Annotated in this window: 18 protein-coding genes and 1 pseudogene; 8 read left to right on the forward strand and 11 right to left on the reverse strand. The window is 73.2% G+C overall.

Annotated features, from left to right (window positions below; genetic code table 11):
* Positions 1-19 precede the first annotated feature (19 nt).
* Both IE244_RS30360 and IE244_RS30365 read right to left on the reverse strand, forming a co-directional pair.
* Positions 20-322, reverse strand: a complete 303-nt coding sequence (locus tag IE244_RS30360; RefSeq protein WP_191876758.1) for a DUF4235 domain-containing protein — start codon at positions 320-322, stop codon at positions 20-22.
* Positions 323-357: 35 nt separating this feature from the next.
* Positions 358-1,377 carry a glutathione S-transferase family protein gene (locus IE244_RS30365; protein WP_191876759.1) on the reverse strand — a complete coding sequence of 340 codons (1,020 nt, stop codon included), beginning with the start codon at positions 1,375-1,377 and terminating at the stop codon, positions 358-360.
* A gap of 253 nt (positions 1,378-1,630) precedes the next feature.
* Here IE244_RS30365 and IE244_RS30370 point away from each other — a divergent pair, with 253 nt between their 5' ends.
* Positions 1,631-2,545: a cation diffusion facilitator family transporter gene (locus IE244_RS30370; protein ID WP_229854434.1), complete on the forward strand. Its 915-nt coding sequence runs from the start codon at positions 1,631-1,633 to the stop codon at positions 2,543-2,545.
* 103 nt (positions 2,546-2,648) lie between these two features.
* On the opposite strand, the gene IE244_RS30375 is transcribed toward IE244_RS30370, so the two are convergent.
* Positions 2,649-3,098 carry a nitroreductase family deazaflavin-dependent oxidoreductase gene (locus IE244_RS30375; RefSeq protein WP_191876761.1) on the reverse strand — a complete coding sequence of 150 codons (450 nt, stop codon included), beginning with the start codon at positions 3,096-3,098 and terminating at the stop codon, positions 2,649-2,651.
* A 270-nt stretch (positions 3,099-3,368) separates the two neighbouring features.
* On the opposite strand from IE244_RS30375, the gene IE244_RS30380 reads away from it, so the two are divergent.
* Both IE244_RS30380 and IE244_RS30385 read left to right on the forward strand, forming a co-directional pair.
* Positions 3,369-4,598 carry a cytochrome P450 gene (locus IE244_RS30380; RefSeq protein WP_191876762.1) on the forward strand — a complete coding sequence of 410 codons (1,230 nt, stop codon included), beginning with the start codon at positions 3,369-3,371 and terminating at the stop codon, positions 4,596-4,598.
* A 12-nt stretch (positions 4,599-4,610) separates the two neighbouring features.
* Positions 4,611-4,811: a ferredoxin gene (locus IE244_RS30385; RefSeq protein WP_191876763.1), complete on the forward strand. Its 201-nt coding sequence runs from the start codon at positions 4,611-4,613 to the stop codon at positions 4,809-4,811.
* On the opposite strand, the gene IE244_RS30390 is transcribed toward IE244_RS30385, so the two are convergent.
* Positions 4,786-5,373: a TetR/AcrR family transcriptional regulator gene (locus tag IE244_RS30390; RefSeq protein WP_191876764.1), complete on the reverse strand. Its 588-nt coding sequence runs from the start codon at positions 5,371-5,373 to the stop codon at positions 4,786-4,788. The genes IE244_RS30385 and IE244_RS30390 overlap by 26 nt on opposite strands.
* A 142-nt stretch (positions 5,374-5,515) precedes the next feature.
* On the opposite strand from IE244_RS30390, the gene IE244_RS30395 reads away from it, so the two are divergent.
* Both IE244_RS30395 and IE244_RS30400 read left to right on the forward strand, forming a co-directional pair.
* On the forward strand, positions 5,516-5,974 hold the full coding sequence (locus IE244_RS30395; protein ID WP_191876765.1) for a nuclear transport factor 2 family protein: 459 nt from the start codon (positions 5,516-5,518) through the stop codon (positions 5,972-5,974).
* Positions 5,975-5,983: 9 nt separating this feature from the next.
* Positions 5,984-6,517, forward strand: a complete 534-nt coding sequence (locus IE244_RS30400) for a flavoprotein (RefSeq protein ID WP_191876766.1) — start codon at positions 5,984-5,986, stop codon at positions 6,515-6,517.
* On the opposite strand, the gene IE244_RS30405 is transcribed toward IE244_RS30400, so the two are convergent.
* Both IE244_RS30405 and IE244_RS30410 read right to left on the reverse strand, forming a co-directional pair.
* Positions 6,514-7,371, reverse strand: a complete 858-nt coding sequence (locus tag IE244_RS30405; protein ID WP_051927127.1) for a hypothetical protein — start codon at positions 7,369-7,371, stop codon at positions 6,514-6,516. The genes IE244_RS30400 and IE244_RS30405 overlap by 4 nt on opposite strands.
* Before the next feature lie 143 nt (positions 7,372-7,514).
* Entirely contained in the window at positions 7,515-8,348 is an 834-nt protein-coding gene (locus IE244_RS30410; RefSeq protein ID WP_191876833.1) for an endo alpha-1,4 polygalactosaminidase, read from the reverse strand.
* Between the two features lie 235 nt (positions 8,349-8,583).
* Here IE244_RS30410 and IE244_RS30415 point away from each other — a divergent pair, with 235 nt between their 5' ends.
* A complete protein-coding gene (locus IE244_RS30415) occupies positions 8,584-9,552 on the forward strand; it encodes an aldo/keto reductase (protein ID WP_191876767.1) in 969 nt (322 codons plus the stop codon).
* Positions 9,553-9,569: 17 nt separating this feature from the next.
* Here the strand turns inward: IE244_RS30415 and IE244_RS42365 are convergent.
* Positions 9,570-9,693 (reverse strand): annotated as a pseudogene (locus IE244_RS42365) (phytanoyl-CoA dioxygenase family protein); the annotation flags it as partial.
* Between the two features lie 432 nt (positions 9,694-10,125).
* Between IE244_RS42365 and IE244_RS30420 the strand changes: the two are divergent.
* Complete coding sequence (locus tag IE244_RS30420; protein ID WP_229854421.1) at positions 10,126-12,372, forward strand: RICIN domain-containing protein; 2,247 nt, start codon at positions 10,126-10,128, stop codon at positions 12,370-12,372.
* 197 nt (positions 12,373-12,569) lie between these two features.
* Here the strand turns inward: IE244_RS30420 and IE244_RS30425 are convergent, their stop codons facing one another.
* From IE244_RS30425 to IE244_RS30435, 3 genes are all read right to left on the reverse strand, one after another.
* On the reverse strand, positions 12,570-13,814 hold the full coding sequence (locus IE244_RS30425) for a polysaccharide deacetylase family protein (protein WP_191876768.1): 1,245 nt from the start codon (positions 13,812-13,814) through the stop codon (positions 12,570-12,572).
* A 195-nt stretch (positions 13,815-14,009) separates the two neighbouring features.
* Entirely contained in the window at positions 14,010-14,705 is a 696-nt protein-coding gene (locus IE244_RS30430) for a DUF4232 domain-containing protein (protein ID WP_191876769.1), read from the reverse strand.
* A 152-nt stretch (positions 14,706-14,857) separates the two neighbouring features.
* The gene (locus IE244_RS30435; RefSeq protein WP_191876770.1) at positions 14,858-16,249 is read right to left on the reverse strand and encodes a serine/threonine-protein kinase; all 1,392 of its coding nucleotides are present in this window, start codon (positions 16,247-16,249) and stop codon (positions 14,858-14,860) included.
* Between the two features lie 47 nt (positions 16,250-16,296).
* Here IE244_RS30435 and IE244_RS30440 point away from each other — a divergent pair, with 47 nt between their 5' ends.
* Entirely contained in the window at positions 16,297-16,845 is a 549-nt protein-coding gene (locus tag IE244_RS30440; RefSeq protein ID WP_191876771.1) for an RNA polymerase sigma factor, read from the forward strand.
* Positions 16,846-16,878: 33 nt separating this feature from the next.
* On the opposite strand, the gene IE244_RS30445 is transcribed toward IE244_RS30440, so the two are convergent.
* The gene (locus IE244_RS30445; protein WP_191876772.1) at positions 16,879-19,260 is read right to left on the reverse strand and encodes a SpoIIE family protein phosphatase; all 2,382 of its coding nucleotides are present in this window, start codon (positions 19,258-19,260) and stop codon (positions 16,879-16,881) included.
* Between the last annotated feature and the right edge of the window lie 183 nt (positions 19,261-19,443).

Consider the following 19,443-nt stretch of genomic DNA (forward strand, 5'->3'; position numbering starts at 1 on the left):
GCTGCCCTGGACGGCCACCTCAGTCCCGGCCGCCCTTCTCCACCACCGGCCACTGTCCCGTCGACCGCGCGATGGCCTTCGCCCCCGTGCGGTCCACCGCGCTGCGCACCACCGCGAAGATCGCCCCCTGGACCGCCGCGGCCAGCAGGATCTCGCCCCAGCCGCGGTCCGGGTCCAGGGCGTCGGGCGCGTCGTCCTCGTGCCGGATCGCCTTCCACGCCTGCCGGAAGGCCATTCCGGCCAACGCTCCACCCGCCCAGCTCAGTACGAAACCGACCGGCTGGTAGACGAAGGGAAGCTTTTTCTTCTTTGTCCTGGCCATGTGCGACTCCTTCCTTGTCGGACGGCCCCCGGCCCTCAACCGGGTCGTCCCGCGGGGGCCACCTGTTCGCCCGGGGGCACCGGTCCCGGCGGTGTGCCGTCGCCGAACGGCCGGCCGCCCAGCTTCTCGCGGTGGTGCGGACTCAGCCAGCCGGCGAGGTCCGGTCCCAGGGGCACGATGCCGGTGGGGTTGATACCGGTGTGCACCTGGTAGTAGTGCCGCTTGATGTGGTCGAAGTCGACCGTGTCCCCGAACCCCGGTGTCTGGAACAGGTCGCGGGCGTACGCCCACAGCACCGGGTTCTCCGCGAGCTTCCAGAGGTTGCACTTGAAGTGGCCGTGGTAGACGGCGTCGAACCGGACCAGCGTGGTGAACAGCCGGATGTCCGCTTCCGTGAGGGTGTCGCCGACCAGATACCGCTGTTCCGCCAGCCGCTCGGCGAGCAGTTCCAGCCGCCGGAAGACGCCCGCGCACGCCTCCTCGTACTCCTTCTGGTGGGTGGCGAACCCGGCCCGGTACACACCGTTGTTCACGTCCGTGTACACCTCGGCCATCACCTGGTCGATCTCCTCGCGCCGGCCGGCCGGGTAGAGGTCGGGCGCGCCGGAGCGGTGCAGGGCCGTCCACTCGGTGGCCAGGTCCAGGGTGAGCCGCTGGTAGTCGTTGGTGACCAGCCTCCCGCTGGGCACGTCCACGACCGCGGGCACGCTGACCCCGCCGGGGTACCCGGTTTCACGCCGGTCGTAGGCCTCGCTCAGGAACCTGATGCCGAGCACCGGGTCCCGGCCGCCCGGGTCCAGGGTGAACCGCCAGCTGCGGTCGTCCTGGATCGGGTCCGCGACGGCCATCGGCAGCGCGTCCTCCAGTCCGAGCAGCCGCCGCGAGATCACCGCCCGGCTGGCCCACGGACAGGCACGGGAGACCACCAGCCGGTAGCGGCCCGCCCGCACCGGCCAGCCGTCCCGGCCGTCGGCGGTGATCCGGTCCGTGAAGTAGCTCCTGGACCGGCTGAACGTCTTGTGGCCGTAGCCACGGTTGCCGTCGCCGTCCTCCATGTCTCCTCCTCGCCGCCGGGTGCTTCTCGCATCCGCATTCCCCGTTTTCCGCCGCCCGCACGGTGTGATCCGCCCGCTCGGGGGCAGTCGTCGTCAGGTGAGCGGGACATCCTCGGAACGGGAGCGGGCCGTGCGGACGGCGCAGGACGACGCCAGGGCCGCCGCGCCCGCCGCCGTCCGGAACGACGAGCCGGGCCGCGGGGCCCGGGATGCGAAGGCCACGTCCGACCGGCACACCAGGGTCACCGTCCTCGTGGCGCTCGCCGCCAACCTGGTGATCGCCGTCGCCAAGGCCGTGGGCGGTGTCCTCGCGGGCTCGCCCGCGCTGCTGTCCGAGGCCGCGCACTCCGTCGCCGACAGCCTCAACGAGGTGTTCCTGCTGGCCGCGCTGCGCCGCAGTCGCCGCCCCGCGGACACCCGCCACCCCTTCGGCTACGGCAAGGAACGCTTCTTCTGGTCCCTCCTCGCCGCCGTCGGCATCTTCGTCATGGGCGGCTGCTTCTCCTTCTTCCAGGGCGCCGAGGCGCTGAGCCAGGGCACCGACGAGACGTTCAGCGGCTACGTGGCGGGCCTGATCGTGCTCGGTGTGGCCCTCGTCGCCGAGGGTGTCTCGCTGCTCCGGGCCCTGCACCAGGTGCGCCGGCAGGGCGGCGGGCTCCGCGCACTCAGCGATCCGGCGCTGCGCACCGTGGTCGCCGAGGACGGCACGGCGGTGCTGGGCGTGACGCTCGCCATCGCCGGGATGGCCCTGCACATGGTCACCGGACAGGTCGCCTGGGAGGCGTCCGCCTCGCTGGCGATCGGTGTCCTGCTGGTGTACGTCGCCTACCGGCTGGGCCGCGACGCCCGCGACCAGCTCATCGGCGAGGCCGCCGACCCGGAGCTGAGCGGCCGTATCTGCGCGCTGCTGCGGGCGCAGCCGGAGATCGACAGCGTGGAGGCGCTGTTCACGATGAAGATGGGCCTGGACTCCACTCTGGTGGCCGCGCGCATCGACCTGGTGCCGGGCCTGGACAGCGAGCGGGTCGAGGAGGTCGCCGTACGCATCAAGCGGTCCCTGGCCACGACGTTCCCGGAGGCGGACCAGATCTTCCTGGACGTGACCGACCGGCCGTCGGACGAGGCAGCGGAGAGCCCCGCCGCGACGGGGGAGCGCGGCGGGGCCTGACGCACGAGTGCCCGCCCCGGGGCGTGTTCACACCTGCGCGGCACAGATTTTTCCGAAACCGGCCGGTGCCCGGCGCGAATCCGCATCCGCCGGCGCGCCGCGGTCAGCTCTCCTCGGCGGCCTCCAGCACGAAGACGGGGATCTCACGCGAGGTCTTCTGCTGGTAGTCGGCGTACGGCGGGTACGCGGCGACGGCCCGCTCCCACCACCGGGCCTTCTCCTCGCCGGTGACCTCACGGGCCCTCATGTCCCGCTTGACCGGCCCGTCCTGCAGCTCCACATGCGGATCGGACATGATGTTGAAGTACCAGACCGGGTGCTTGGGCGCGCCGCCCTGCGAGGCGACCACCGCGTACGTCCCCGCGTGCTCCACCCGCATCAGCGGCGTCTTGCGGATCTTTCCGCTCTTCGCACCCCGGGAGGTCAGCACGACGACGGGAAGCCCGGTGTCCATCAGCGTCGTGCCCTTCGTCCCGCCCGAGCTCTCGTACAGCTCGACCTGCTCACGCACCCACCGCGTCGGGCTGGGCTCGTACTCGCCCTCAAGAGGCATGGGATCCGTCCCCTTCGTCGGTCCAACAGCTGTCTGCCACGGGCATTCAACACCGGCGACCCCACGATTCATCCGCGCCGCGGACCAGTTGGGCCGGCGGGGTGACGACCTCACTCCACCCGGCCCGGCCGGATTCCGCCCCTGCCGTCGCTGTTCTTCGGCCAGATCACGGACATCACCGAAGTGGCCGAACTTGCCGTCGACCTATAGGTGCCTGAGGCATCTAATGAAGATCGGCACGACGCACTTCTTCGTCTGCGAGGTCTTTCCATGACGGAACTGACGGACATCACCGGCCCGGCGACCCCGGCCGACCCCGTCGCCTTCCCGCAGGACCGCACCTGCCCCTACCACCCGCCCACCGGATACGCCCCGCTGCGCGACGGGCACGACCTGTCCCGCGTCACCCTGTTCGACGGCCGCGAGGTGTGGGCCGTCACCGCACACGCCACCGCCCGCGCCCTGCTCGCCGACCCCCGCCTGTCCAGCGACCGCCGCCATCCCGACTTCCCCGTCCCCACCGAGCGTTTCGCGGGCGTCCGCGACCGCCGGGTGGCCCTGCTCGGGGTGGACGATCCCGAACACCAGCGGCAGCGCCGGATGATGATCCCGTCGTTCACCCTCAAACGCGCGGCCGAGCTGCGGCCCTGGATCCAGCGGACCGTGGACGGGCTGCTGGACGCGATGATCGCCCAGGGGCCGCCCGCCGAGCTGGTCTCCGCCTTCGCGCTGCCCGTGCCCTCGATGGTGATCTGCCGCCTGCTCGGAGTGCCGTACGCCGACCACGAGTTCTTCGAGGAGCAGTCCCGCCGGCTGCTGCGCGGCCCCGCGGCGGCCGACACCCTGGACGCCCGCGCCCGCCTGGAGAACTACCTGGGACGACTGATCGACGACAAGGCGAAGCAGTCCGAACCCGGCGAGGGCGTCCTCGACGACATCGTCCACGGCCGGCTGCGCGAGGGCGCCCTCAGCCGCGACGAACTCGTCTCGCTGGCCCTCATCCTGCTGGTCGCGGGCCACGAGACGACCGCCAACATGATCTCCCTCGGCACCTACACCCTGCTCCGGCACCCCGCGCGGCTGGCCGAGCTGCGCGCCGACCCGGCGCTGCTGCCCGCCGCGGTGGAGGAGCTGATGCGGATGCTGTCCATCGCGGACGGGCTGTTCCGAGTGGCGCTGGAGGACGTCGAGGTCGCCGGTGCCACCATCCGGGCCGGCGAGGGTGTGCTTTTCTCGACCTCGGTGATCAACCGTGACCCGTCCCAGTACGAGGACCCCGACACCCTGGACTTCCATCGCCCCGCCCGCCACCACGTGGCGTTCGGCTTCGGGATCCACCAGTGCCTGGGCCAGAACCTGGCGCGGGCGGAACTGGAGATCGCCCTGGGCGGCCTGCTGACCCGGCTGCCCGGGCTGCGGCTGGCCGTCCCGGCCGAGGACGTCCGCTTCAAACCCGGCGACACGATCCAGGGGATGCTGGAACTCCCCGTGACCTGGTAAGAGGCTCTGCTCATGCGCATCGACATCGACAAGGACGTCTGTATCGGAGCCGGCCAGTGCGCGCTGACCGCGCCGGGCGTCTTCAGCCAGGACGACGACGGCTACAGCACCCTGCTGCCCGGACGCGAGGACGGCGCGGGTGACCCGATGGTCCGGGAGGCGGCCCGCGCCTGCCCGGTGGGTGCCATCACGGTGCCGGAGACGGCCGGCTGAGTCCGTCCCGGCCGGCGGCCGTCACCAGCGCCCGCGCCGCCTCGCGGGCCTCGGCCGCCGGTTCGGTGCTCCCGGTGATGCCCGCCGTCACCATGGCTCCCTCGGCCAGCAGGAACAGCGGCCCGGCCAGCGCGGCGGGCAGCCCGGCGTCGTCCACGAGAGAGGTGAGGTAGCTCCGGAACGCCTCCTTGTGGGCGCGCACCTGGTCGGCCACCAGGGCCGATGCGGCGCCCAGTTCGCCGTGGACGTTGATCCAGGCGCACCCCCGGAAGCCCGCCTCGCCGAACCACCCCTCCAGCCAGTCGAACACGGCCGGGATCCGCTCCCGCGGCTCCCGCTGCCGTGCCACGTGCGCGGCGAGCCGCCCGCGCCAGCGCTCGTCCCGCCGTGCCAGGTAGGCCGCGACGAGCTGCTCCTTGGCCGGGAAGAGCTGGTAGAGGCGCTTGAGGGAGACGCCAGACGCGCCGCGCAGCTCGTCCATGCCCACGGCCTGGACCCCGCGGGCGTAGAACAGCTCCTCGGCGGCGTCCAGCGCCCTCTCCCGGGCGACCGCGCTGTCCATCGGCGACACCATCACTCCTCGGCGACATGGGGTTCCTCGACGGGCCGCTGCGTTCCTTGACGTGAGAACGAGCGTTCTCCTACGGTAGCAGCCATCCGGAGAACGCTCGTTCTCCGATGTTGTCCGAACCCAGGAGGAGACCATGGCCGACCGCCCGCCCCTGCCGCCGTTCACCCGCGAGACCGCCGCGCAGAAGGTCCAGGCCGCCGAGGACGCCTGGAACACCCGCGATCCGCGCAAGGTGGCGCTCGCCTACTCCGAGGACTCCGTCTGGCGCAACCGCGACACCTTCGTCACCGGCCGCGCCGAGATCGTCGCGTTCCTCACCGCCAAGTGGCAGCGCGAGCTCGACTACGCGCTGCGCAAGGACCTGTGGGCCTTCGACGGCAACCGCATCGCCGTCCGCTTCCAGTACGAGTCCCACGACGCCGACGGCCAGTGGTGGCGCTCCTACGGCAACGAACTGTGGGAGTTCGACGAGCACGGCCTGATGACCAGGCGGGAGGCGAGCATCAACGACGTACGCATCGAGGAGGGCCGGCGCCGCATCCACGGACCCCGCCCCGACGCCGAGCGAGGCGTGTCCTTCCCGCTTCAGTAGGGTGCCCGGATGACCGAACAGGCCGACAAGCCCTTCCTCTACGTCGTCGTGTGCGCGGCCGGCATCGCCGCCGGCGTCAGCGAGCTGATCACCTCCGCCCAGGAACGGGGCTGGGAGGTCGGGGTCATCGCCACCCCGGTCGCGATGGGCGGCTTCTTCGACAGCGGGGCCGTGCAGGCACAGACGGGCCGCCCGGTCAGATCCGCCTGGCGTTCACCGGCCGACCCCCGCCCCTTCCCGCCGCCGGACGCCGTCGTGGTGGCACCCGCCACCTTCAACACCGTCAACAAGTGGGCGGCCGGCATCGCCGACACGCTCGCGCTCGGCACCCTGAACGAGGCCGCCGGCCTGGGCATACCGATCGCCGTCCTGCCCTGCGTCGCCGACGCGCTGGCCGCCCACCCCGCCTACCAGGACAGCCTGCGGCGGCTGCGCGGGATGGGCGTCCGCTTCGGCGACGCGTACGACGGCGCGCCCCGGCCGGACGGCGGCCGGGCGGACTTCGCCTGGGAGCGGGCCCTGGACCTGCTCCCGCCCCGCTAACGGCAGGTCAGCAGCGGTCCCGCCAGCATGCCCCCGGTCTCCAGGGCCTGGCCCTGCGGCAGCCAGTAGCCGAGCTTCGACACCACCGTGGAGCACTTCGCCCCGACGGTGACGCGGACCGTCACCTTCTCCGGGTGGCCGGGCTGCAGTTCGGTCAGCGAGCAGTCCAGGGAGTGCGCCAGCCGGGTCTGCGCCGGGTACCGGCCGACCAGCGGGTTGACACAGCGCCGGTCGGCCGTGGCGATCCGCACGCCGGTGCCCTCCTCGCCGATCAGCCCCAGCCGGGCGTTGCCGTCGCCCTGGTCGCTGTCCCGGCGGACGGTGAAGGTCAGCGTCGTCGTGGCGTTGCGGCGCAGCGTGGCCCGGTCGGCGGTGACGGAGTGCGTGGCCTTCGCCTTGGGCGTGGTCAGCGAGAGCGTGGTCTGCACCGTGCCCTTGAGGTCGACACCGGAGGGCGTCGACCGCACCCGTACGGTGGCGGTGATGTCGTAGGTGCCCGGACCCGGGTAGAGGCGCGAGCCGGGCAGCGTGCCGGTGTCGAGCGTCTTGCCGGCGTGGCGGACCGTCCAGGTGCCCTCGCTGCGGCAGGCGTAGCGCACCCGGACCCCGGCGCGCCGGCAGCTGGCCGGGGCCGAGATGGTCAGGCGCGGGGAGCCGGTGTCCGCGCACAGGCTGATCTGCGCCTGCTCACCGTGCGCGCCGCGCAGGGTGCCGGCGGCGGCGCACAGCGTGGCCGGACTCTCGGGCGCCGGCGCCGGTGCGGGGGCGGGCCGCCCCCAGGCCGGGGTGACGAGAGCCAGGGGCAGCAGGGCCGCTCCGGCCAGGGTTCTCAGGGTGGTGGGACGAGTCGGCACCGTGTTTCCTCCCGGCAGCCGAGACCGGCCGGATGCCGGTCGTCTGGGCCGAGGATGAGCCGACGGTACGACGATCCCCGGCTCCCACGCCGCACGGTCACCTGGGGGTACCAACGCGGCGCCCCGCGGGAAGCACCGGGCACTCACGGCCGGCGCACGCCGCCCCCGGCCGAGCGCCGGACGTACCCCTTGCTCCCCGGCGTGGACACGTCCCGGTCCCGGCGCACGATGCTCAGCCGGCCACCCCAGCGGGCGAGTGCCGCGCGCAGACCGGAGTCGGTGTACTCGACGTCCACGACCCGGTCGTCGAACGCCTTCGCGTACACCCCGCACTCGTCGTACTGCCCGCACTCCTCCGCCACCGCGAAGTCCAGCCCGGCGCGCCCGCGTACCCCGGCCAGCTCGGCGGTGTTCTTCTGCGCGACGGCCAGGCGCCGGGAGTGCGCGTGCCGGGACAGCAGGGTCATGAAGGCGGTCGCGTCGGCCGCGGTGAGCAGGTGGCGGGAGCGGGTGTAGCTGTCGTAGTTGTCCGGCTCGACGGCGTCGTAGCCCTTCTTCGCGCAGCCGTCGATCCACCGGTCCACGCGCCGCGCCACCCGCTCCCGCTTGGCCGCGGTGCGGAGGTCGAGCAGCACCTCGTTCCAGTCCTCGTCGATGACGGCCCTGCCGTGCCGGTCGCGCAGCAGCAGGTCGGCCGGCCAGGAGGAGCGCTCGTCGGGCTGGGCCTGGAAGGCGTTGACGTAGCAGATGTTGTACAGGCCGGGCGCGGGGGAGTCGGAGCGGTCCCGGCTGACGATCCGCACGCCCTTCGGCGGGGGATAGGCGCCGCCGATCTGGTAGTCGAACTCCGCACCCCGCGGGGGCAGCCGCACCACGGCACGCTGGGAAGGCGCGCCCCTGTCACCGGAACCGCCGGCCCCGTCAGAAGCGCCGGAACCGCAGCCGGCCAGCACCGCCAGGGTGACGGTCAGGACCACGGCCGAGGCGCCCGCGGCCCGCCGGGAGCCCGCGGCCCGCCGGGAATCCGCAATGCGCCGGGAGCCAGCGGTGCGCACCACACCCGTGGGGGCCACGTCCGCTCCGTCCTGCCCACGCCGGGCGGCGCGGTACCGGCCATGATCCAATCGTCCGCGCGCTTCGGTCGTCAAGCCGGGGCCGGGCCGCGCCGTACGCTCGTCGGTGACCATCGTCCCGAAGGCAGGAGCAGCAACGATGCAGTACGTGAAGCTCGGTTCGACGGGCCTGGACGTGTCGCGGATCTGTCTGGGCTGCATGACCTACGGCCTGCCCGACCGCGGCGTCCACGAGTGGACCCTCGACGAGGAGGCCTCCCGCCCGCTCATCCGGCAGGCGCTGGAGGCGGGCGTCAACTTCTTCGACACCGCCAACATCTACTCGGACGGCACCAGCGAGGAGATCGTCGGCAAGGCCCTGCGCGACTTCGCCCACCGCGACGAGATCGTGCTGGCCACCAAGGTGAACGGCCGGATGCGGCCGGGCCCCAACGGGGCCGGACTGTCCCGCAAGGCCATCATGGCCGAGATCGACCACAGCCTGCGCCGCCTCGGCACCGACTACGTCGATCTCTACCAGATCCACCGCTACGACCACGCCACCCCCGTCGAGGAGACGATGGAGGCGCTGCACGACCTGGTCAGGGCGGGCAAGGTCCGCTACATCGGGGCGAGTTCGATGTACGCCTGGGAGTTCGCCAAGCTGCAGTACACCGCCGAACGGCACGGCTGGACGAAGTTCGTGTCCATGCAGAACCACTACAACCTGCTCTACCGCGAGGAGGAGCGGGAGATGCTGCCGCTCTGCGCGGACCAGGGCGTCGGCGTGCTGCCGTGGAGCCCGCTCGCCCGCGGCCGGCTCACCCGCGACTGGGGCACGGTCACCGAGCGCAGCGCGAACGACAACTTCGGCAGCCGGCTGTACCTGGAGAGCGACCGCTCGATCGTGGAGGCGGTCACCCGCATAGCGGACGACCGGGGCGTGCCGCGCGCCCGGGTGGCTCTCGCCTGGCTGCTGCACCAGGACACGGTGGCCGCCCCGATCGTCGGCGCCGCCAGGCCCCAGCACATCGAGGACGCGGTGGGGGCCGTGGAGCTGGAGCTGACCGAGAAGGAGACCGAGGAACTGGAACGGCCCTACACCCCCAGGGCGATCAGCGGCCACTGAGAGGCGCCGCGAGGTACTCAGTGCGGTCCGTGCGGCGTGAACTCCGTGCCGCACGGACCAGCCCGTTCACCTGACATCGTGAGTGTCCGGTAGTACGAACAGGACGTCCCCGGGACCCAGGTCCACCGGGACCGGCGTCAACCGTCCCCAGGGCTCCGACAGTTGGCTGTTCACCTTCACCCTGGGCGGAGCCGGGCTGCCGAGGCAGGGCGCCGTCTCGCCCCGTACGCCGTGTCCGACGGGCTGTACGCCGTGCCGGCCGTACCGGCGCTGCGGCACGAACGGCGGTAAGGACGGGAAAAGGGATTCATTTGACCGCGCGTCAATAAGGAACGGCTCTCGAATTATTGTCGATAGTCGTAAGATCCCTTGTTCGTGCCTGTGCGACTGTGTAAAAGTGTGCACCGTCGGCGCGCAGGTACATCGCAATTCCGCGGTAAGCGCCAGGTCGCTCCCCGTACACCCCCCACGCTTCAAAAGAGCCGCCTCAGGTGCACGTTCGAGCAGCCCACCGCCTTCCCATACCGATTGGTATGGACTAATTTCCGTATCACGTCTGGGAGGAATGCAGTCGTGAATGAGGCCGGCCTGTCGGACGAGCAACTGAGTGCCGAGCTGAAGAAGTGGACGGGAGGGACGCCCGCGCTCCATCCCGTCGGTGAACTCCTCGACCGGCACTGGGAAGCGGCGTTCGCCTACGCCCGGTTGTGCACGGACGGGACGCGTGCCGCCGGCATGCTCACCACCGCCGCCTTCACCCGGCTGTTCGGGGAGTCGCTCCGGCAGGTGGGCCCGACCGCCGCCTGGCGGCCCCACGTGCTGGTCGCCGTCCGCAGGATCGCCGCCGAGTGGGACGCCGACGGCCGTCAGGAACTCCTCCACCCGGCACTGCGGTCCGGTGCCGCGGGTGAGCGTGCCGCCGCCCGGCTGCTGCCGCCGCCCGGCCGGCGGCAGCTGTCCCGCGCGTTCCAGCGGGTACCCCAGATCTCCCGGGCGGTGCTGTGGCACACGGAGGTCGAGTCCGAACCGCTCGCCGTCCCCGCGGCCCTGCTCGGCCTGGACGAGGAGGACGCCCGCGTCGAACTGCGCCGGGCCCGGGAACGACTGCGCGAGGAGTGTCTCCAGGTCCACCGTGAACTCGCTGCCGAGGACGACTGCCAGCGGTATCTGCGCATGCTCGACGTGACGTTCCGGCGCGGCGGCGTCGACATCGACCCGGATCTTCGCGAGCACCTGGGGCGGTGCGGCCACTGCCGCCGGACCGCCGACCAACTCGCCGCGTTCAACTCCGGACTCGGGCTCGCCCTCGCCGAGGCGGTCCTCGGCTGGGGCGCCGACGCCTACCTGGAGTCCCGGGCCGACCGCCCCGAGACCCCGACCGAACCGGCCCCACCGCCGTCGACGGTCGCACCCCCACCGGGAGAGGCCTTCTGGCCCCCCACCCCGCCCGAGGGGACCGGCTCCGCCGAGTCGCCGGGCGGGGCCGGTCCCGCCGGGGCCGGGGTCTGGGACGGCTTTGCGGAGCCCTCGCGCGGAGGTGGTCCAGGGGAGTCCCCGCGTCGGGACGCTTCTCCCGGCTCCTCCGTTTCCGCCGAGGCAGCGGGCTGGGAGGCCGTCGCCGGGTTCATGCGCCGTGGCGGTACGTCGGAGTCGGCGGGCCCGGGTGGTTCAGCCGAGGGGACTGGCGGAGCGGGTTCCGCCGCGTCGCAGGACGGGGACTGGGACGGCTTTGCGGAGCCGCCGCGCCGGGGTGGTCCGGGAGAGCCCCCGCGGCGGGACGTCTCTGCCGGGTCCCGTCGGCGTGGGTCCGCTGAGGCGGCGGGTGGGGCGGGTGAGCGGGTGCGCCTCGGCGTCGAGGGCCTGCGGCGTCGCGGGTCCGGTGACCGTGCAGAAGCGTCGGCCGGGGCCGGGAAGGGCGTCGTCTCCGGGCGTTCGGCGCAGCGAGCGGCCCGGGTGCGCCGTGCCCGGCGCCGCAATCTGGCCGTGGCCGTCGGCACCGTGAGCGGTCTGGTCGTGCTTCCCCTGGTGCTGTGGTCGGTGCTCGGTTCCGGCGACGGCCCGGCACCGGCTGGCGAGGGCGCCGCCTCCAAGACGCCGGGCAGGCACACCGCCAGTCCCGGCGTGTCCTGGACCGGGGCCCACGCGGCCGGTCAGGGCGCCCTGCACGGCCGGCTGCGCAACCTCGCCTCCGGCCTGTGCGTCGGCGTCGTGGGGAAGAAGGCCGTCAAGGGCGCCGAGGCCGAGCTCGCCACCTGCTCCGGGACAGCGAGCCAGCAGTGGACGTACGAGACCGACGGACGGCTGCGCAGCTCCGCGGCTCCCGATCTGTGCCTGGACTCCCACCTCGGCTACTCGGTCCGCCTCGCCCCCTGCGCGGCCACCGGCGCCGCCGGCCGGAACATCCGCTACGACTTCACCCTCCAGGGCGCCCTGATCCCCCGCTGGAACCAGGACCTGGCCCTCACCCCCGCCGCCACCGACGGCTCCGGCGCCCTGGTCCTCAAGACCCGTGCCGCCGGCACCGCCCAGCGCTGGGTCGTCGACACCGCCAAGCCGGATCTGCAGATGCAGAACGTCAACTGGGACAGTGAGAGCAGCCCGTCGCCCGCCGCCACCTCGCACCGGTCCGTTCCCCGGGCGACACCCACGCCCAAGACCTCCGGGGCCACCTCAGCGCCTCCGAGCCCGAGCGCCACGGCGACCGGTTCCCCCTCGTCGCCCACGCCGTCCGCCACGGTGGATCCCTGCTCCGCGTACCCGTACCCCTACTACTGCGGTGGGGGCCACGGGGGTTACGGCGGCGGGCACCACCACCGCTGACTCAGGGTGGTGCGGCGGTGGCGGCGGGAGCCGGCGGGTACGGCCATGACCGCCTCCGGCCACCCGAAGGGCCGTACGACGGCCCAGGCGAGGACGGCCAGGAGCAGCACGCCGGACAGCGCTTCGGCGAGCAGGGCGGGTCCTTCCGGAGGCGATCACGAGGTGCCCGCCCAGGAGAACAGACGATGCCGAACGAGCTACGAGGACGTGCTGCCCACCGGCCCCAGGAACTCCGCCCAGCCGCCCGCCGGAGCCTGCCCGGGCACCAGTGTGCGCAGCTTGCGCAGCACCGCCGGGTCCTGCGCCTCCAGCCATGCCACGAGCTGCTTGAAGGACACGAAGCGCACGTCGTCGCCGTGCGCGGCCATCTTCCCGATCGCCTCCTCGACGGCGTCCATGTAGATGCCGCCGTTCCAGCGCTCGAAGTGGTTGCCGATGAAGAAGGGGGCGCGGTTCGTCGTGCAGGCCCGCTGGAAACCGGCGACATAGGCGTCGCGGGCCTGGGCGCGCCAGGCGTCGTACTGGGCGCGGTCGCCGTTCGGGTTGCCGCCGGACTGGTTGAACATCATGTTGTAGTCCATCGAGAGCACCTGGAAGTTGTGCCCGGGGAAGGGTATGGACTGCAGCGGGAAGTCCCAGATCTTCCCGCCCTGCACCTTGCCCGGCCAGATCTGGAGTCCGCCGGGGGAGCTGGCGTCGTACTTCCAGCCGAGGGCCGCGGCCGTGGGCAGCAGGCTGGACTGTCCCTCCAGGCACGGGGTGCGGCCGCCGACCAGTTCCTTGCGGTAGTCGAAGGGCAGCGGTTCCAGGTCGGTGAAGCCGGTGTTGGTCCTCCACTTGGTCACGAAGTCGACCGCTTGGTCTATCTCGCTGCGCCATTCGGCCGGCGACCAGTTGCGCACGCCGCTCGTGCCGCAGAAGTGCCCGTTGAAGTGGGTGCCGATCTCGTGGCCGTCCAGCCAGGCCGCGCGGACCTGCTGGAGGGTGGCGTGGATGTGCCGGTCGGCGAGGTAGCCGATGGCGGAGGCGCCGACCGGGTGCTGCGGAGGGCGGTACAGGTGCTTCTTGGACTCGGGCAGCGTGTAGATGCCGCTGAGGAAGAACGTCATCTTGGCGCCGTGGTCGGTGGCCACCTTGCGGAACCGGGAGAACAGGTTGTTGCTCAGCTCGCCCGCGCCGTCCCAGGAGAACACCACGAACTGCGGCGGCTTCTGGCCCGGCTTCAGCCGCTCGGGCTTCGGCTGGTGCGGCTGGGCGCCGGTGTCGGCGGTGGAGCCGTCCCCGATCGGCTTAGCCGGCCGGGCCTGGGCGGTGCCCCTGCCGTCCGCCGGGTCGGAGCCGTCGACCGAGAGGCCGGTGCCGGAGGAGCACGCGGCCAGCGTGCCCAGGGCGCCCGCCGCCGCGCCCGCCGTCAGCACCTGCCTGCGTGAGATCCCGCTCATCTTCTCCCCGATTTCCTCGTCATGGCCCATGGGGCCTGCTCGCCGTTGTGGGTCGAGGGGTTCGATGACGGGGCTCTGCGGAAAGATCGCGGCCCGCGGCGCCTGTTGCCGTCCTGTGACAGTTGTGGCGCGCTCATGACGAACCCCGCTGCCGGGGGTGGGCAGCGGGGTTCGTCCCGGGGGTGTCGGTGCGGGTCAGGGAGCGGTGCCGGGGCTGAGCACCGACAGGAAGACCGACGAGGAGGAGCCGGAGACGGGCACCGCCCCGTCCGTCCACGCGGCCTTCAGCGCGTCACGCTCGTCCGGCGGCGTGATCAGCAGCGCGGCCGGGGTGGCCGTCCTGGCGCCGCTGATACCGGGGTTGGAGAAGGTCAGCCCGGCCCAGGCGCTCTGCCCGGGCCTGAGGGTGATCGTGGTCGGGGAGCCCGGCTCGCGCCTGGGGTCCGGGCCGATCTGCGTGCCGGAGGCGTTCACGAACGCGGCGCCCGGATAGCCGTGCAGGGTGCAGGTGCGGCCGGACCTGTTGGTGAGGACGACCGGGAAGTTCTCCTGGCCGGCGCCCGGGTCGTTGCGGCCGACGGCGGCGCGCAGCTCGGAGGTGTGGCAGCGGGTGCTCGCCGCGGCCGTGGCCGTCGTACCGCCGCCGCCCGCCGAGCCGGTCGTCCTCGGGGCGGAGGCCGAGGCGGAGTCGGAGGGCGTGGCGGCCGGGGCGGACGGCGGGGACGCCGGGCTCTTGGAGTCGCCGGTCGCCGGGGCGGCCGTACCGGAGGCCGTGATCGGTGGGTTGCCATGGACGTCCTGGCCGTTGCCGCAGGCGGTCAGGAGGCCCAGCACGGCGACCGTGCCCACGAGCAGGGCCCCGTGCCGGGCGGACCGGGAGGTGTACACCATGTCGCTCAACACTCCTGGATGGTCACGGCACGCGACGGATCGCGTGCCTGACGGCGCCGAGTGCGCCGTCCCGCACACTCCGATGCGCCGAACGCCGGAAAAGTTCGGCACGCAGGGATCTCTTCCCCGCAGCGACCGCCGCCAGCCGCGCGTCAGGTCACGCTCAGCGAACGGAGTACCGCGTCGGTCGCGTCCTTGTCGCCCCGCTCACGCACCTGCACGTACACCTGGGGCTGGGCGGCGCCGCCCGCCGGGCGCAGCGCGGACTCCGTGACCGAGCCGCCGTCCGGGCAGCCGCTCCAGGCCCGCACCAGGCCGCGCCAGTCCCCGTCGGCGAAGGTGCGGCTGCCGGAGTACCGGCAGCCGGCGTGGGCGAGGGCCTTCACCTTCGCGGTCACGTCGCCGTGCTCGCTCATCCCGACGAACACGCCGTTCACCGGCTCCCCCAGATCGGGCCACCGGTTCAGGTCGTCGGCGACCACCAGCCCGGGTTCATGCCCCGTGCCGAGCCCCAGCGCGCCCGGGTTCCAGCCGGAATCGCGCAGCTCGCGGCTCCAGCCCGCCGGGACCTCGGCGACCACCCGTCCGGTCGCGTCCGTGACCCGCACCGCGTCCGAGGAGCCGCCGCGGTGGATCAGCACGGTCACCGCGGCCGCGGCCGCCGCCGCGGTGAGCACCGCGGCGATGGACAGCGTCACCGTGTTCAGCCGGCCGCGGACGCCGTCCAGCCGCCGGGCCGCCCGGAGGGCCGGCGCGGCCGCCGCCAGCCGGTCCAGCTCGTGCGCGAACGCCTGCGCGCTCGGCCAGCGCCGCGCCCGGTCCGGCTCCAGGGCACGCAGCAGCGCCCGCGCCACGTCCTCTCCGAGGTCCGGCCGCAGCCGCCGGGGCGGGACGACCCGCCCCGGCGGCCCCGGAACGCTCCCGGTGACCAGCTCGTAGCCGACCGCGCCCAGGCTGTAGACGTCGGCACGCTCGTCTATGCCCTCGCCGGGCTCGGCCTGCTCCGGCGGCTGGTAGCCCGCCGAGCCCGCGGCCAGCGTGAGCACGGAGGCCTGTGCGAGGCTCTTGGCGAGTCCCAGGTCGGCCAGCAGCACCCGCCGGGTGCCGTCCGGGGCGGTGTGCAGCAGCACGTTCGTCGGCTTGATGTCGCGGTGCACGATGCCCGCCTCGTGCAGCGCGGCGGCGGCCCGGGCGGCCTCCGCCGTCAGCGCGAGCCCGTGGCCCACCGGGAGCGGGCCGCCCGTCAGCAGGTCGGCGAGCGTGCCGCCGGCGGCGTACTCCATCACGAAGTACGGCCGGCCGTCTGGGAGTTCACCGATGTCGTAGACCTGGACCACGCGGCTGGAGCCGGCCCGGCGCAGCAGCCGCGCCTCGGACAGGAAGCGGTCCCTGATGTCGAGCCGGTGGGCCCAGTTCTCGGCGAGGACCTTCACCGCGACCGGCGCCTGAAGCTCGTCGTCGTGGGCGAGCCACACCGTGGCGAAGGCGCCGGTGCCCAGCGGCCGTTCGAGGCGGTAGCGGCCGATCCGCTCCAGGGAGTGCATACGACTATCATGCCTGGCCTGAGATCGACTTGGAGGAGGGCCCGTCCGTGCCGGACCAGGTGCCTGTGGAAGACCTCGCCCGGCGGGCCGCCGCCGGCGACAGTGCGGCCCTGGACCGGCTGCTCACCGAGATCCGGCCGGAGGTCCTGCGCCGCTGCGGGCGCTTCCTGCCGTGCCGGGAGGACGCCGAGGAGGCCGCGCAGGACGTGCTGCTCCAGGTGGCCCGGTACCTCTCCCGCTTCGAGGGCCGCAGCCGCTTCAGCACCTGGCTGTACACCGTGGTCGCCAACTGCTGCCGCCAGAAGTACCGCGAGCTGAAGCGGCGCGCCGCCGAGCAGCCGGCCGCGATCGAGCCCTCGTACGCCGTCGACCCGCGGACCACCAGCGTCATCGCCGGCTCCCGGGTGGACCTGCTGGAGGCGCTGGACCGGCTGGAGCGGACGCATCCGCACCTGGTCGCGCCGCTGGTGTACCGGGACATCTGCCAGCTGGACTACGCCGAGGTCGCCGAGCGCGTCGGCATCCCGCTCGGCACCCTCAAGTCCCGCCTGCACGAGGCCCGCAAACAGGTACGGCCCTGGCTGGCGGGCGGCTGAGGCCGTCCGCGGACCTACTGGTCCTCCTCGAAACTACTGGTCCTCCTCGAAAAGGGACAGCTCCGCCCAGATGGTCTTGCCCTCCGGGGTGTGCCGGCTGCCCCAGCGCTGGGTGAGCTGGGCGACCAGCAGCAGGCCCCGGCCGCCCTCGTCGAAGGTCTTGGCCCGGCGCAGGTGCGGGGCGGTGTGGCTGGTGTCGGACACCTCGACGATCAGCGTGGTCGCGTCGTGGATCAGGCGCAGCCGGATGGGATGGGAGCCGTACCGGATGGCGTTGGTGACCAGCTCGCTGACCACCAGTTCCGCCGTGAACGCCGCCTCGCTCAGCGCCCAGGCGTCCAGCTGCTCCACGACCTGCTTGCGGATCGGCGCGACCAGCGCCGGGTCGGCCGGGGTGTCCCAGGTCGCCACCTGTGCGGCGGGCAGGCCCTGGGTGCGGGCGAGCAGCAGCGCCACGTCGTCGGGGGCGCCGCCCGGCGGCAGCAGGGCGTGCAGCACGCGGTCGCAGGTCGTGTCGAGGGAGTCCGTGTGCCCCGCGAGTGCCTCGTACAGCAGCTCACGGCCGGCGTCCCCGTCCCGTTCCCGGGACGTCACGAGCCCGTCGGTGTACAGCGCGAGGACGGTGCCCTCGGGCAGGGCCACCTCGGCGGACTCGAACGGCAGCCCGCCCAGGCCCAGCGGGGGACCGGCGGGCAGGTCCAGCAGGCGCGGCCGGCCGCCCGGCCGCAGCAGGACGGGCGGCGGGTGCCCGGCGCGCGCCAGGGTGCAGCGCCGGGACACCGGGTCGTAGACGGCGTACAGGCAGGTCGCGCCGACCTCGCCGGGGCTGCCGTCGCCGCCGGATTCCTCCGACAGCCGGACCACCAGGTCGTCCAGATGGGTGAGCAGCTCGTCCGGGGCCAGGTCGATGTCGGCGAGGGTGCGCACGGCGGTCCGCAGCCGGCCCATGGTGGCCGAGGCCTCGACGCCGTGGCCGACCACGTCCCCGACGACCATCGCGACCCGCATCCCGGACAGCGGGATCACATCGAACCAGTCCCCGCCCACGCCGGCCCGCGCGGCCGGCAGGTAGCGGGAGGATGCCTCCAGCGCGGCCGTGCGCGGCAGGGTGCGGGGCAGCAGGCTGCGCTGGAGCGCGAGCGCGGTCTCGCGTTCCCGGGAGTAGCGACGGGCGTTGTCGATGCAGACGGCGGCCCGGGTGGTGATCTCCTCGGCGAGCAGCCGGTCGTCCGCGGTGAACGGGTCCGGACGCCGGTGACGTGCGAGGACCGCGACGCCGAGGGTGAGCCCGCGGGCCTGGATGGGCACCGACATCGACGAGTGCATGCCGAATCTGCGCACCCGCTCGCCCCGCGCGCTGTTCCACGTCAGCCAGGGCAGCAGGTCTTCGACGGTGCCCGAGACGGTGATCGTGTGGCCCGCGGTCAGCGAGTCCGCCTGGGGGGAGCCGGCCGGGTACTCCTCGGTCTGCCCGGCCTCCCTCACCGCCTCCGGCACGCCGTCGAGGACCGACCGGTGGGCGGCCCGGCGCAGGGTGACCGGCGCGGAGAGCCGGGCCGGGGGCTCACCGCCGTAGTCCTGCGGGTCCAGCAGGTCGATGGTGACGAAGTCGGCGAGCGCGGGCACGCACACCTCCGCCAGCTCCTGGGCAGTGCGGGTGACGTCCAGCGTGCTGCCGACGCGCACGCTCGCCTCGTTCACCAGCTGCAGGCGCTGCCGGGCGCGGTGGCTGTCGGTGATGTCGTGCGCGGCCAGGCACACCCCGCGCACCCGGCCCTGGGAGTCCCTGACCGGTGCCATCCGGGCGAGCCAGGCGTGGGCGCGGTCCTCTCCGCCGGCGCGCGTGAAGGTCTGCACGTCCAGCGGCCGGCCCGTGGTCAGCACCTGGAGCATCCCCTGCTCCAGGTCGTCGCTCTGCGGCCGGCCGCCGATCTCGGTGAGCCGCAGCCCGCGCAGGCGTTCCCGCGGCAGGCCGACGACCTCGGCCATCGACTCGTTCATCCGGCGCAGCCGCAGCTGCGCGTCGTACACGGCGACCGCGCACGGTGACTGGATCAGGCCCGCAGCGGCGAGCGGGTCGTCCTCGGCGGGAGGTTCCGCGCCGGCCAGCGGGGTGACGACGAGCCAGTCGCCGCCGTGGCCGCCGTGCGGCGGCCGGCGGTGGACGAGCAACCAGACCGCCACGGTACGGCCGTCCCGGTGGCGCAATTCGACCGTCCCCTGCCAGCGGGTGCCTCGGGGCAGGGCCAGGCGGTCCTGCCGCGCGAGCAGGCGGGCCGCGGGGCGGCCCAGGACGGTTTCCGCCGGGTGGCCGAGCAGGCGTCGCGCGCCCTCGTTCCACTCGACCAGCGTTCCGTCGTCGTCGATGACAGCCCGGGCCGTCGCCGCGTCGTCGAACGGATAGACCCGGCTCATCGTCGCCGCTCCCAAGCGCACACTCACAGTGAACAGGTGGCACCTCTCGTGTTCCAGCGTAGTGCTTCGGGGGCTCCCGTGGACCACAACGGGTGGCCGCCCGGCCGGTCGGTCGAGCACGGTCGAAGGGAAGATCCGGCCGATCTGCGTCCGAGGGCGATCACGGGCTCCCGGACCCTTGAC

Origin of the sequence: Streptomyces filipinensis (assembly GCF_014649495.1) — a bacterium.
In the GTDB taxonomy this organism is placed as follows: Bacteria; Actinomycetota; Actinomycetes; order Streptomycetales; family Streptomycetaceae; genus Streptomyces; species Streptomyces filipinensis.